This is a genomic window from bacterium (assembly GCA_020854115.1).
Taxonomy (GTDB): Bacteria; Patescibacteriota; Saccharimonadia; order CAILAD01.
Genome location: JADZGC010000013.1, coordinates 26040 through 40169, shown reverse-complemented (window position 1 = coordinate 40169; position 14130 = coordinate 26040). Strand labels below are relative to the sequence as shown.

The following is a 14130-nucleotide window of genomic DNA, read 5'->3' as shown; positions in this document are numbered from 1 at the left end:
TGGCTCCGGGGGCCGGATTCGAACCGGCGACCAATTGGTTACACCTACCTCGCGCTTTCGCGTAAGAGTGGACTATCTCATCATCCGATAAAACGGATGTAGGGCGCTGTTTGAAGGATTATTGTTGGGCTCACCTTCTAGTCTCTGAACCTTCCGAAGACCTTTATCCCACCCTCGGCTTGGCTGCGGATTACCATACCTACATTAGCAAGTTTAGGCTTCCCGCAATTAACCCTATGTTCACTACTTGAGTACTCAAGTAGGCTGCACTTTGCTATGGATTTCACGATGGCAATTAGCACAGAGAAGATCACATTTGTCTGCTTCGGCTTTTACTTTTTCCCACGCACGCGTAAGCCCATGAGCTAAAAGCCCGAAGTCTTTCTTTGAAGAATCTCTGTGATGCAATTCTAGGGCCTCTATACATCTATCATATCCACAGCGAGAACATTTACCGCCTTTATATTGAATGAGTCTTGAGCGAATTGTCTTTCGACGCTTCGACACAGCTTGCTTCAAATAATCAGCACGATCTGCATATGTTCGACGATCTGGCATACATATTACTGTATACCAGTGGTGTATCGTACAGCCAACTGCTCTACCGCTGAGCTACCCCGGATTATGTATTTACTTCTTCGGGCGCATTCGCCAAAAGACCACGCAATTATACCCTTATACCAGATAGGGCGTCAATCCTGATGACTTCAGCGCACCCCACAAACTGCTATACTAATACTAGTTATGACTAAGGCTAAGAAACCATCCCGAACCAAGACAGTAGTTCGCCAAGACAAAAAACGTCAGATGCTCAAAGTAGCTGGGGCCATCGCCGCTATACTACTTCTCCTACTACTAGTATTCCTTGTCTGGTGTCAGCTACGCCCACTCAATACCGCGTCACTCTCGTCTATCTACAATCCCTATGACGATTATGTCCTGGCCGACCAGGCTGCTGAAGCGCTGGTTGCAGCAGATAAGACCAATCGCGACCTAAATCCAGACTGCAGTTACCGATACCTCAAGCAGCCGGCCCGAGTCGAGCGTGTACTCGTCATTCGTCACGGTCTTACAAATTGCCCACGCCAATTTGATGAGCTTGCAAAAATATATCACGACATGGGCTATGCTGTCCTCATCACCCGCGTACCTGAGCATGGCATGCGCGATCGCATGGCACCAACCTTCTCTCGCCTGACTGCTGAAGATACGCTGCGCGACCTAAATCACTCAATCGACATCGCAGCGGGTCTGGGTGAGGATATCGACATCATGGGGCTGTCAGCTGGCGCCAATGAAGCTGCCTATGTCGTCACCGAGCGCGATGACATACATCAAGCCATCATCATTGATCCAATATTTACACCGACAGGAGTACCCGCCCCACTTACTCGTCTCGTAACCGGAGCGCTCCTCAGTATTCCAAATCAGTTTGTATGGTGGAGCGACAAACAGAAGAATCTTGATGGTCCAACCAGTGCCTATTTTGGCTGGCAATCACAGCCGGTCGGACAGTACCTGCGTATCACCGAGGCACTCTTCGAAAAAGGACGCAACCCACGATCTACGCATGTCGTCGTCATTACAAATGAGAATGATGCCGCGGTCAACAATGATACGACCGATGCGCTGGCTCGCCAATGGCGCAATAATGGAGTAGACGTATCTGCTTATCGTTTTCCGAAGAGTGAGAACTTAAATCACGACCTCATTGACCCGCTGCAAGTCGGGGCAAATACAACATTGTCTTATCCAGTGATCATAGAACTCTCGACCAAGAATTATGCCCAACACACCCATCACTAGACACAAGCACCAGCCACAGCCAGACCTAGCAACCGAACGCGCACCAAGCAAGAGGCGAGCGAGCTGGCGAACCAGACTTACACAGCTTGGTATCATAGTCGCCGCACTTCTCACGGTCAGCGCAATATTAATGGCCGGATTCTTCCTGAGGCATCGAAATCAACCAGAAGTAATCGGCGTAAGCTTCTCACCCTACCAAGCCGAACGCTACGGTATGGATTGGCGCGCAGCCTATGTAGCAGTCCTGGATGAACTACAATTCAAGCACCTTCGCCTGCCAGCATATTGGGATCAGATAGAGCCTCAGCCTGATCAGTACAACTTTGCAGAAGTAGACTGGATGCTCGATGAAGCTGCGAAACGCAACGCAAAAGTCAAACTTGTGATTGGCCAGAAGCTTATCCGTGTACCCGAATGCTACTATCCTTCCTGGCTTGATCGCAATAACGCAGATCTCGTCGCCGAGCGAGCCAACAAAATGCTCGCCGTAGTTGTGGAGCGCTACAAAGATCATCCAGCCCTCGAAGCCTGGCAACTAGAGAATGAGTTTCTTCTCCACTCCTTCGGTGAATGCCCGACTCAGAATCTGACCACACAAGCACTGCGCAGAGAGCTCGCGACAGTGCGATTGATCGATCAGACAACACCAATAATGCTCACCCAATCAAATCAATGGGGGTGGCCAATCATTGGACCAATGACCGAATACTATGGCTTCTCTATGTATCGCACAGTCTGGAATGGTACTTTTGGCTATTATGTTTACCCACAACGCGGCATATACAATTGGTGGAAGGCAGCTATTGTCGAATACCTCCATCCAAGAACTGCCGTAACCATCCACGAGCTCCAGGCGGAAGCATGGGGGCCTCGCGGTAATGAACATATCTCACACGAAGAAGCACAAAAATCAATGAGCCTAACAAAGCTTCAGGACAATATACTCTACGCTCGCGAGACAAATATCAAGCGCTTTGACCTCTGGGGTGCGGAGTGGTGGTACGCCATGAAGCTCCAGGGTCACACCGAGTACTGGAACTATATAAGTTCACTCGAAAAATAACGCTATTGCCTGCCAAGCAGCCGATTGATGGGGTGTGATTGTTTGGACGCCTTAAGTGCCTGTTCATATCCCCGCAGAACAACTTCTGCTGAGTCCTTCCAGCTATAACGCTTCACGCAAGCTGCTCCGTGTCTAATTAAGGTCGCTTGCTTTTTTGGATCATCAAGCACTTCGCTCAACACACGAGCCATTTGTTCGACATTGCGTCCATCGAAGTATGCCGCGGCATCACCATAAATCTCCGGCATACACGAAGCATCCGAACTCACTACCGGCAACCCGTAACTCATTGCTTCAAGCCCTGGGATGCCAAATCCTTCGGACAATGAAGGTAATGCATACAACTTGGCCGCCCGATAGAGTCCCACCAACTCTTCGTCACTCACCCGATCAGTAAAGACCACATCCTGCTGCATCTTTTGTTTCACAACTTGTTTTTCGAGAGCATTATGAAAGTCGTCTTTTTTTCCAGCAATAACGAGCTGAACAGGCTTACTTCTTCCTTGATTGATATGTGGTAGTGCCTCGATCAAGCGAGCAATATTTTTGTGCGGATAGGCATTTCCGACATGGAGAATGAAAGGCTTGTGAATGCCCATTTTTTTAAGATTCACCGTACCATCCTTCATAGGGATATCGGCCGCATTATATGTGACCATTACCTTGTCTGCCGGTACACGATATCGCTGGACTACGTCATCCATGACAAATTTACTCGGTGTGAAGAGTATCTTACTCCGCTTTGCCGCCGTTTTGAGTACATGACGCATCACAACATCTTTCAAGGTATATGTAAACGGGGCCAACAATCCCCCTCGGATATTCTTGAAACGCAGCATAGTAAGATCGTGAATCGTTACGACAAAGGGCTTGTAGTACTGCAATGGAATATTAAAGTTTGCGAAGTGCACTAAGTCGGGCTTGAGCTCATTCAGGATGAGCGGTAAGACTATCTGTTCTTGGGGCGTATACCAGCCAACGCTTGTGATCTTGTACTCTAACTCACGTAATTGTTTCGGTAGCACAGCGACATCTTCTTCACGCAAGAGTAAGACGAATTCATGACCCGACTTCAATGCAACAAGTTCGATCAGTATGTTTTCTATATATCGCCCTATGCCGGTTTGCTTGAGCCAGCGAGCATCAACAACGATTCTAGCCATGCCACCATTATACCTGAAGACAAGCATGGAGCGGCTTGAATTCAGCTGTGCTTGCGCCATTCGCTACAAGTGTCTAGGATGCAAATGATTCCTATTCGTTTCTCGAAAGGTGTACCTTATGAAATTCCGGAGGGTGAGCCGAGGCTGGCTGTTAGTAGTCGTTCTCGGCGTGGTCTTCAGCAGCGTCATGACCCCACAAGTTGCTTCTGCAAGTGAGATCGGCGAGAATTCTTGGGCGCAACCCTGGGTTGATGCCTACAATCGCATCGGAGGTGCAGCAGCAATCGGCTACCCTGAGAATGCCGTGCATAGATGGAACAGTGGCTGTATCCAGGACTTTGGTGGCGGCAAGTACATCGATGCCGCACTCATGTCCCCAGGGTGCCAGACACATCGCGTTTACTCTGTGATCAACACGCGCTGGTGGTATGTGGCGCGCGTCGGCAGCAACCAGGTAGGTTACCCACAAAACGAGTCGTATCGTTGGGGCGCTGGCTGGAATCAAGACTTCGATGGCGGCTGGTGGGGGCCGACATTTCTCATGCGAGGAGATCGAGTCGGACAGACCTACAGTGTGCACCATGGTATGCGTGGCTACTACATCTCGATTGGCGGCCCCGGTAGCTATCTCGGCTATCCGAAGAGCGACGAATACCATTGGAACTCATTCGTGCGCCAGGACTTCGAGGGCGGGTCACTTACCTGGCGCAGCGATCAAGGCGTGCGGCCACTTCAGCTTATGACACCCCGAGAGCAGGCAGCCGTTGGCTGGGTGATCGCCGAGAAAAACTCCCCGGACCCAACTTGGAGCGACCAGTTTGGTCGACCCTGGTCGGGCTACTGTGAAGGCTTCGTAGAAGTCGCCTTTGGAACGCGTGGTCGAGCCTGGTCATCAGACGAACACTACGCATTTCGTTTGGCGCGTGGCCAGATTCACACCGATACCAACCCGCCGGCCGGGGTGTTCGTGTTTTATTCCGGACACGTTGGGCTATCGATCGGAAACGGACAGGTCATCTCAACGCAAGGATTTAACGGCCAACGCCTGCCAGTCTGGCAGCATAGTGTGACCGGACTCAAGAATGCATACCTTGGGTGGGCAAGATTCGACGGAGCTTGGCCTCGATAGGATACTGACCGGTCCATAAATCATTATTAGGGCCTTCGTAATTAATGAGGGTCCTATTTTTTTATTTTGTTCGTCCTATAGCCAAAAACTCGCTATACTTTAGATGAAGAGACCCCCACATGAAGCACTCTCACGAAGACACTATTGCATTGCCCTATGCCAATGAATCAAACCGGCGTCACTGGTTGATTATTGCTGGATTAGTACTTGTGCTCGGTTTCTTCTTTACGCTCGGAGTTATTCGACTCGCGTATCGGGGCAAGATTCTGCCGGGAGCTCAAGCCTACGGCATCTATCTCGGTGGACTCAGTAAGGTCGAGGCATCAACACTGATCGCGTCCATGAGCGAGAAATATCAAGGCGCCGAGACGGTTCTTATCCGAACGACATCCGATCAGCCTATTCGCATCAAGGCCAAGGATCTTGGGCTCTCACACGTAAGCGAGCCCGTGATCAACGAGTTATATAGTGTCGGTCGGCAAGGGTGGATTGGTCAGCAAATCTATGATGAGTTCAAACTACTCATCGGTCTGTCTCAACCAAGCACCGAGATGATTGCCCTCAATGAGGGCGCTATCACCCAGGCCCTGTCGTCAACCATCGATACATACAACACAGCCGTGATCGACCCACAGCTCGTCGTCAATGAATCAATCATCTCAATAACCCCAGGAATTTCTGGAAAAAGAGTTTCCCTCCCTCGCACCGTAGCGCGAATTCAAGAGGCTGCACGCACATTTGATAGAATTGATATCGAGCTTGCTACATACTCACTGAATCCAGTCGTGACTGAAGGTGATCTGAGCGCAAAGCGAGCAACGATTGAACGCTTCAGGCAACAACCATTAGTCGTAAAATACAATGACAAAACATGGTCATTTGGCGCTCAAGAAATCGCAAGTTGGGTGGATGGTGTAGCTGTTATACCCGATAAAGAAGATCTACTTTATCGGGCTTACGCACAAACCCGCACCTCACAACACCAAGCTGATTTTTCTGAAACAAAGATACAGGCGAGCCTTGCGGCGATCGCACAACAAATCAACCAGGCACCAGTCGATGCCAAACTAAGCATCAGCGGCGATCGAGCAACTATCTTTCAACAATCGCGTGATGGCATCGCCCTTGAAATGAGTGCAAGTGCCCAAAAGATCCGCACCGCGCTATCTGAGACTCAAGCAAACGCCCCCACTGATTTAGTTGTCGCAATCACAAAAGCCGAGGTTTCCGATGAAAACATCGATAACCTGGGGATCAAAGAATTACTATCTGAGGGCGTCACGTATTTTCCTGGATCATCAAGAAATCGCTTGCAGAATATTCGCGTCGGCACAGCGCGTTACCAAGGAGTACTCCTGAAGCCAGGCGAGGTGTTTAGCTTTGGTGAATTATTGGGTGAAGTAGGTCCGGAGCAAGGCTACGCTGAAGGCCGTGTTATTCTCGAAGGACGCCAAGAGAGTGCCTATGGCGGCGGCTTGTGCCAGGTCAGCTCAACCGCATTTCGAGCAGCCCTACTCGCGGGTCTACCGATCATCGAGCGAGTGAACCACTCATTTGCGGTCTCATATTACACCGCACCCTATGGTGTGCCTGGTGTCGATGCAACTATCTATTACCCTCAAGTAGACTTTAAGTTTAAAAATGACACCGATCATCACATATTAATCCAGACCGACCTGCAAGGTACCACACTTAAGTTCCGCTTTTATGGCACCAAGAAAAAGAGCGGCAATCTGCGCGGACCATTCTTCATCTATGGCAATAGTGACCCCAATGTACCATCGAGAACTGTCTTCTATCGCGATATAATCGTCAACGGCCAGGTAGTAAAAACCGATACGTTCTACACCACCTACAAGTCAGCTCTAGACTTCCCTGTGGCAGATTAAATATTTATTGGGCAGTAATCTTTGGTTTAATGATCACCTTGCGGCGGGGATCTTGTCCAACACTCTCGGTCTCTAGATCATCCTTGTCCGCAAGAACCATGTGTACGATACGACGTTCAAAAGCCGACATTGGCTTAAGCTGGAATTCTTTACCGTACTGCTGGACTTTATGAGCCGCATCTTCTGCGATACGCATAATCTTCTCTATGCGATCTTTTTTGTAGTTCGACACATCAAGAGTAATAAACGGGGCGTCGTGTATGTCGGATCTCAATAATGCATTCATCAACTGCTGAAGTGCTTGGAGGTTTTCTCCTTTGCGGCCTATGAGGAGCGCGTGGTCATCAACGGCTACCGATAGAATGCGACGACTCTCAAGCTGGTCTTCATAGACGGTATATTCATCAAAACCCATAGCATCAAGGATGTCATGCAATACCTTCTTACCAGCTTCGATATGGTCGTCTTCGATCACTTCTTGCCCCCTTTACGTTTCTTCTTGGTAGTTTTTTCCCGATCGCTCGACGATCGAACTTTTGTCACCACCTGTGCTTCCTCCATCTTCTCAATTTCTTCAGAAGCCGTCAAAGTTTGCTGAAGAATACTTACGCCGTTTGAGACTGCCCAGTAGAGAGGAAGTGCAGCAACAGTGGTATACCCAATCCATCCGGTCAGGAGCGGGAACATATACATCATCATGCGGTTCGCTGCGGCCGTTGGGTCGTTTGGATCAACTTGTTTTGGTGTAATTTGCTTCACTTGGAAATATTGTGATGCACCAGCCAGGATCGCGAGAATGATATTCTGACTACTTGCTAGATCTACAATACCGAAGAGTTTTGCCTGAAATAGTACCGGCTGAGCGAGAACTTCCTTGATGAAGCTCAGGTTTTTTATCGGCTCGTATAAGTATCCTTCAAAACCAGCCATACCAGCAGAACTCTTAGAAAACACTACAAACAGCCCAATCAAAAAGGGAAATTGAATAAGTAGTGGCAAGCATGAAGCCAGTGGATTAATTTCTTTCTCCTTATATAGCTCCATAAGCATCTGACTTTCTTTTTGCCGATCGCCAGCTGCCTGTTCTTTAAGCTTCGCAATTTCTGGCTGTAATGCTTGGAGCTTACGCTGGGAATGAAGTTGTCGGGCAAGGATCGGCCACAATGCCAGACGAATTGCGGCAGTCACCAGGATAACTGCGATCCCGAAATCATGCCCTGGTATGTAGTTATAGAGTAAGAACAGTATATTTGCGAACGGTTTTACGAAGATTGCTTCGAGCATTATGATCCTTCCTTATTAGTCATCAATGATTGAGGTACGGGGTCATATCCGCCCATTGCCCAAGGGTGGCATCGAGAGACTCGCTTCGCGGCCAGAATACTGCCTTTTGTTACCCCGTGCTTATCGATCGCTTCATGAGCATACTCACTGCACGTCGGATAATAGCGGCAACAGCCATATGGATAAAACACTTTGGCGGGACCATGATCCGGCGACAGAGTCTTTTGATATATTCGGATCGAGAATAGTATGACCGACTTCATAGTAAGACTCCCTGCTTCTTCAATCCTTCTCCCACTTCCCGACGCAGATCAGCCGAACCTACATCCTTAAGGTCTGCGTTGATATATATCAGTATATCAAAGTGACCCTGGAGTTGGGGCAATAACTCACGCACTATCTCAATAACACGACGTCGATTACGATTACGTACTGTCGCCCGCTTATCAACTTTTTTTGAGATTACTACGGTTGCTCGAGAGTTCTGTAGACTACTTGATAATGCATAGAGTTTGAGGTGACTCGTACGCAAAATCCGCCCGCGCTTGAGCACGCGAACTATATCTCGATTACGTCGCAAGCGCGAGGCGCGTGCTAGCATTCCCCTCCTAACTAAATAGCCACGCGGGCGCGACCCTTCAGTCGGCGGCGCTTTAATACGGCTCGACCGACTCGGGTCTTCATACGTGCCATGAAGCCATGCACTCGCTGGCGACGGCGTTTTTTGGGCTGATACGTCCGTTTCATATCCGACGTATTATACCTGTAAAGTACCTGTTTTGGCAACCCCTTAAGCCCTGCATCCTCTCCACATATCCACAGACCTTTACAAAATTGGGGATAGTATGTGGATAAAGGGTTGGCAAAGCCTGTGGATAAAGGCTAAGATAGGTATAACAAAAGGAGGTGAGGATGGGTGCACCAGCCCCAGACCTAGGTTCTATTTGGCAACGCGTTTTAGGAGAGCTTGAAGTCTCAGTCACGAGTCATAGCTTCAAGACTTTTTTGCAGCCTACAAACCTGATGGCTATTTCATCAGATGAATCAGAGGCTACGATTTCAGTCCCCAATCCTTTCTCGAGTGCGCAGATCAAGGCTCGTTTCGAGACAACCATTATCGACTCCTTACGTATTCACTTTCCGAAGCTCACAAAACTTATCTATAAGGTAGTAACTGCGCCTAAGAAAAAGTTACACTCCCAACCTGAAGCACTCTTCACGTCCCCAAACGATCAGAATATCGACACTCCTCAACCTCAGTCAAATATTTTCGACAAGCAAAACCATCTCTTAGGGCGATACAACTTTCAAAACTTCGTCGTCGGATCATCTAATCGCCTCGCCTACTCTGCCGGCCAACTCGTAGCAGAGAAGCCAGGCACGAACTACAATCCGCTTTTCTTGTACGGTCCAGCTGGTGTTGGCAAAACCCACTTGATGTGGGCAATGTACGGTGAGATAAAGCGCCTTAACCCAAACCTAGAGCTTCTCTACATTACTATCGAAGAGTTTTATAAATCATTTGTGGATTCAGTGCGTAAATCAGAAGCATTCACAAATAAATACCGAGAAGTCGATGTGCTCTTTGTCGACGATATTCAATTCATTAAGAAGAAAGAAACCACCCAAGAAGAGTTTTTCCACACTTTCAACAGCCTTCACCAGTCCAATAAACAGATTGTGATCTGTTCTGACCGTCCACCAAAGGAGATTCCTGAACTTGAAGAACGCCTCCGTAGTCGCTTCGAATGGGGGATGGTTGTGGATATGCAGCCGCCAGACCTCGAAACTCGTGTGGCAATTATTCAGTCAAAGGCCGAGGCCAAGCGCTTCGCTATTACGATGGAAGTAGCTGAAGCGATTGCTGATAAGATTTCTGCCAATATCCGCGAGCTCGAAGGGGGCTTCAATCGAGTGCTGATGTATTGCGAGCTTCACAACCTCCAAGCCACCCTTGAAGTAGTAGAAGAAGTGCTCGGGCAGGGTCAACCCACATCGACTCGACGTAAGATGAGTCCTAAACAGGTTATTAGTGAGGTGGCTCGCTACTACGGAGTGAGCGCTGACGATATCCTTGGCAAGAAGCGTAGTAAGGATATCGTCATGCCTCGCCAAATCACGATGTACCTCCTAAGGAGCGAGCTTGACTTGTCATTTCCTCAGATTGGCTCACATCTAGGTGGACGCGACCACACAACAATCATGTATGGATACGAAAAAATCGAGACGATGGTGTCTAAAAAAGACGAGATTATCCGCGATATTCAGGACGTGCGACAACGCATTACGCAGGAAAGGGTTTTTAGCTCATGAGCCTATCAGACCGAGAAGATGGTTCGGTTTTTGTCCACAGTTCTGTGGATAACTTGGGGAAACATCTGCGGAAAAGTTTGTGGGTTATACGGGGAAGACTTGTAGACAAGCTAAGGATGAATTGCGGACAAGTGGGTGGTTTTGCACAGCGTAGCTACAGGGTTCAAAACTCTCCCCATCTCTCTCCCCTCCGCCTCCCCGACCTTATGTACACCCTCTCCACAGTTACAACAAAATATTCTCCAGATCAAAGAAGCGCTTTTCGGAGCTTTTCCCCACTGTCCACACAGCCCAATACCACCACTACCATTAATATATATAAGAAATAAAGGACAGGGGGATTTTAAGAAATTATGAAGATTTCACTCTCACAAGAAAAGTTTGCAAAAGCCATTAATGTGGTGAGTCGAGTAGTCGGTTCACGGACGAGTCTACCGATACTCGCTAATATTCTTCTCGATGCGCATGATGGCACACTCACCCTGTCAGCAACAAATCTCGAGATAGCTCTGACCGTATCGATTGGTTGTAAAATCGAGCAAACCGGAAGCACTTCGGTCCCCGCTCGCCTCTTGAATGAGGTGGTACAGGGTCTGCAAAGTGATAAATTGCAACTCGTCAGTAATGGTGACACCCTCGAGATATCCGCAGCCCATACACAGGCAAGTATCCAAGGTATCGCAAGCGAGGAGTTCCCGGCTATACCGACCGTCGATGCGAAACAATCTATCACACTACCAGGGCAATTATTTAAAGACCTGCTTGAGCGCGTATCTAAGGCAGCATCACTTGATGAGTCACGTCCTGTACTCGCAGGCGTGTATATTCATACAGATAAGTCTACACTGACGCTTGCAGCAACTGATAGTTATCGTCTTGCAGAAGAAAAAGTTGTGTTGAAGGATATACCGAGCTTTCAATCTATCCTGCCGATCCGTACGGTCCAGGAAGTGATTCGACTGATCAACCCTGATGAACAAGAGGAAGTATCGCTGATAGTTGGCGAAAACGAGATTAAGTTTACATCTGGAGACATTACCCTTATCTCGCGACTCATTGAAGGTAATTTTCCAAACTATACCCAGATTATCCCCACCGAATCCAAAACAACTCTCACCTGTCAGCGTGATGAGCTGATGGCAGCAACTAGGCTTGCCGGAGTGTTTGCGCGCGAGAGCGCTCATACAGTCCGCGTAACGGCAGAGCAAGGCTTGATGAAAATTTACGCCGAGGCAGCGCAGGTAGGACAAAATACATCTGAAGTCCCGATCGAGCTGAAGGGTGATGCAACTGAGATCTCGCTAAATGCCCGGTTCTTGCTTGATGCATTAGGCGCTTACTCTGAGCCACAAGTGGAGATCCGTCTCAATGAGAAGCTTGATCCCTGTGTCGTTGTCCCCTTACAACCAAGGGACAATCAACAAAGTCTGCACTTGATTATGCCTCTGCGTAGCTAAGGAGCTGTATGTTAAAGCGCTTGCACCTTACACATTTCCGCTCGTATGAGACGTTAACTCTCGAGCTTGAAGAACGCGTGACGGTGATACTGGGTCCAAACGCGACCGGCAAGACAAATATTCTTGAGGCGATTTATGTTGCGTCTACTGGGCAATCATTTCGTGCCGATGATAGCACTCTCATTACTGAGCATCAAGACGGTTTTCGAGTTGATGCCGAATACGAAGATGAGATTCTCTCGGTAGTATATCGACTGCTGCCTCGGCGTCAGAAGCGCTTTCTGCGTAATGAGGTCGGTATTAGTCGACACACACTCCTCGGATTACATCCGGTGGTGCTATTTGAACCTGGACACTTACAATTACTCGGTGGTACTCCGGCACTTCGTCGGCAGTATATGGATATGCTGCTTGCGCAGACGAGTGAACCATATAGACGCTCGCTCATACTCTATCGCCGGCTTATCAAACAACGGAATGCACTACTCTACCAGAATAAGCGATCCCCCGTCAGGCGGCTTGAAGATCAACTCTTCATTCTCGATACCCAGCTTGCTGAGCCGGCCGAAGCAATTTATAATGCTCGCTCGCAAGCACTCGTATGGCTTGAGCCGCAGCTACAGCGCTACATTGAGCATATCGCTGGCGAACGCCCTCGTACTAGTCTGAGCTACAAAGAACGCTCTAGTGACTTCCTGCGTCGCTTACATGATAATCGTGCGCGCGACATCGCCATCGGCACAACCTCAACCGGCCCCCATCGTGAGGACTGGCAACTATATCGCAATGAAGTATTATTTCATGAAACCGCTTCGCGCGGCGAAAATCGTACCACACTACTTGCCTTGAAATTGTGTGAAGTGTTATATATTCGCGAGAAGCGCGATGGAATGACCCCTACCCTACTCCTAGATGATGTTTTTAGCGAGCTTGATGAGTCCCGGCGCCATCTCTTAGTTGACGTTCTGAAGGATGTACAGACTGTCATTACTACGGCAGATATCGACAGGCGACTTGAGCTTCCTGCGCAAACAATTGATCTGACGAGGAGAAAATAAATGGGCTTTGAGAGTATTGGGAATGTTATGGAGTATAGGAATTTTGAACGCGCCGATGATCTTTTGGGTTTTTTTGAACAAGTTCGCAAGGTGGTGCGCTCACAAGCCCACGTTGAGGTGGAGTCGGTGCGATATAAGAACAATATTGTCGGCGTGACTGTTACGAATGGCTCTGAGGCGAGTGAGATTCGACTGCGTCACATACAGATTGAGCGATCACTCAGAAAGATAACTGGCCGTGAGATACTTCGTGTGAGTGTGAGGATTATTGGCTAATACTATCAGGATCCTCTGGGATGTAGGTAATCTTTGCTTTGCTTACGTCTACATTCTGATCGGTTAGCCATTTTAGGGAAGCTGCCTTAAAGGCCTTTAGGTCGGCGCGGTATTGGGCCGTCTGATCCTCTCTATTAAGAATTGCAAATAAGGTAATTGTATATTCAATACTTTGCTGATCTGCGGAGATATCACCCTCTATCTTAAAGCGCTCCTCTTCGTATGGTAATTCATTGAGGATTGGGAAATTACGTAACTCTTTATTTGTATCCTCTAGGGCTTGCTTTTGTTGATCCTTAGATTGGAGATTATATGGTACATAGGAGGTCTTGAATTTTATCGACTGAGACAAAAATAATCCATCAGTACTCTTTAAATTCTTTAGTTTAATTTCATAATCAATATTTGCATCAAGGTAGTCGTAGATTATTTCTAGCTGTTTTTTATTCACGCGTATTGATTGTCTCTGTAGGGATGGGCTTACAGTCACTACTTCGTCGAGATTTTGCGATGGGTCAATATCCTTATTGAAGTTTAGAAGAATGCTTATAGTCGAACTTGGAATGGTACCTGAGTCAACATTCGAGTTCGACAAGAGTAGGTTTGTTGATTGATAGTATATATATCCAATACCAACGGCAGCTATGAGCGCCACTAGGGATATGATAACGTTTCTAAAAAGTTTTGATTGA

General features: G+C 48.1%; 15 protein-coding genes. 8 read left to right on the top strand and 7 right to left on the bottom strand.

The window, feature by feature from the left end; genetic code table 11:
• Positions 1-744 precede the first annotated feature (744 nt).
• Positions 745-1806 carry a hypothetical protein gene (locus IT415_02750; protein MCC7543604.1) on the top strand — a complete coding sequence of 354 codons (1062 nt, stop codon included), beginning with the start codon at positions 745-747 and terminating at the stop codon, positions 1804-1806.
• Entirely contained in the window at positions 1784-2869 is a 1086-nt protein-coding gene (locus tag IT415_02745; protein MCC7543603.1) for a beta-galactosidase, read from the top strand. Before IT415_02750 ends, IT415_02745 begins: the two co-directional genes overlap by 23 nt.
• A gap of 2 nt (positions 2870-2871) precedes the next feature.
• Here IT415_02745 and IT415_02740 read toward each other — a convergent pair whose 3' ends face one another.
• Entirely contained in the window at positions 2872-4032 is a 1161-nt protein-coding gene (locus IT415_02740) for a glycosyltransferase family 4 protein (protein MCC7543602.1), read from the bottom strand.
• A gap of 118 nt (positions 4033-4150) precedes the next feature.
• On the opposite strand from IT415_02740, the gene IT415_02735 reads away from it, so the two are divergent.
• Entirely contained in the window at positions 4151-5161 is a 1011-nt protein-coding gene (locus tag IT415_02735) for a hypothetical protein (protein MCC7543601.1), read from the top strand.
• 119 nt (positions 5162-5280) lie between these two features.
• Positions 5281-7050, top strand: coding sequence for a VanW family protein (locus IT415_02730; GenBank protein MCC7543600.1), 1770 nt, complete (start codon positions 5281-5283; stop codon positions 7048-7050).
• A 4-nt stretch (positions 7051-7054) separates the two neighbouring features.
• Here the strand turns inward: IT415_02730 and IT415_02725 are convergent, their stop codons facing one another.
• Genes IT415_02725 through rpmH form a run of 5 tightly spaced genes read right to left on the bottom strand, consistent with a single transcriptional unit; the run spans position 7055 to position 9081 of the window.
• Positions 7055-7525, bottom strand: a complete 471-nt coding sequence (locus IT415_02725) for a KH domain-containing protein (GenBank protein ID MCC7543599.1) — start codon at positions 7523-7525, stop codon at positions 7055-7057.
• A complete protein-coding gene (locus IT415_02720; GenBank protein MCC7543598.1) occupies positions 7522-8334 on the bottom strand; it encodes a membrane protein insertase YidC in 813 nt (270 codons plus the stop codon). The genes IT415_02725 and IT415_02720 overlap by 4 nt, the downstream gene beginning before the upstream one ends.
• Positions 8334-8597 (bottom strand): membrane protein insertion efficiency factor YidD, encoded by a 264-nt coding sequence (gene yidD, locus IT415_02715; protein ID MCC7543597.1) that lies wholly within the window; start codon positions 8595-8597, stop codon positions 8334-8336. The genes IT415_02720 and yidD overlap by 1 nt, the downstream gene beginning before the upstream one ends.
• The gene (gene rnpA / locus IT415_02710; GenBank protein MCC7543596.1) at positions 8594-8935 is read right to left on the bottom strand and encodes a ribonuclease P protein component; all 342 of its coding nucleotides are present in this window, start codon (positions 8933-8935) and stop codon (positions 8594-8596) included. The genes yidD and rnpA overlap by 4 nt, the downstream gene beginning before the upstream one ends.
• Before the next feature lie 11 nt (positions 8936-8946).
• On the bottom strand, positions 8947-9081 hold the full coding sequence (rpmH, locus tag IT415_02705; GenBank protein MCC7543595.1) for a 50S ribosomal protein L34: 135 nt from the start codon (positions 9079-9081) through the stop codon (positions 8947-8949).
• A gap of 165 nt (positions 9082-9246) precedes the next feature.
• Here rpmH and dnaA point away from each other — a divergent pair, with 165 nt between their 5' ends.
• The 4 genes from dnaA to IT415_02685 all read left to right on the top strand — a co-directional run bounded on the left by dnaA (position 9247) and on the right by IT415_02685 (position 13438).
• Positions 9247-10647 carry a chromosomal replication initiator protein DnaA gene (gene dnaA, locus IT415_02700; GenBank protein MCC7543594.1) on the top strand — a complete coding sequence of 467 codons (1401 nt, stop codon included), beginning with the start codon at positions 9247-9249 and terminating at the stop codon, positions 10645-10647.
• Between the two features lie 353 nt (positions 10648-11000).
• The gene (gene dnaN / locus IT415_02695; GenBank protein ID MCC7543593.1) at positions 11001-12104 is read left to right on the top strand and encodes a DNA polymerase III subunit beta; all 1104 of its coding nucleotides are present in this window, start codon (positions 11001-11003) and stop codon (positions 12102-12104) included.
• A gap of 8 nt (positions 12105-12112) precedes the next feature.
• A complete protein-coding gene (gene recF, locus IT415_02690; GenBank protein MCC7543592.1) occupies positions 12113-13162 on the top strand; it encodes a DNA replication and repair protein RecF in 1050 nt (349 codons plus the stop codon).
• Positions 13163-13438 (top strand): hypothetical protein, encoded by a 276-nt coding sequence (locus IT415_02685; GenBank protein MCC7543591.1) that lies wholly within the window; start codon positions 13163-13165, stop codon positions 13436-13438. It abuts the gene before it with no gap.
• On the opposite strand, the gene IT415_02680 is transcribed toward IT415_02685, so the two are convergent.
• Positions 13428-14093, bottom strand: a complete 666-nt coding sequence (locus IT415_02680; GenBank protein ID MCC7543590.1) for a hypothetical protein — start codon at positions 14091-14093, stop codon at positions 13428-13430. The genes IT415_02685 and IT415_02680 overlap by 11 nt on opposite strands.
• Between the last annotated feature and the right edge of the window lie 37 nt (positions 14094-14130).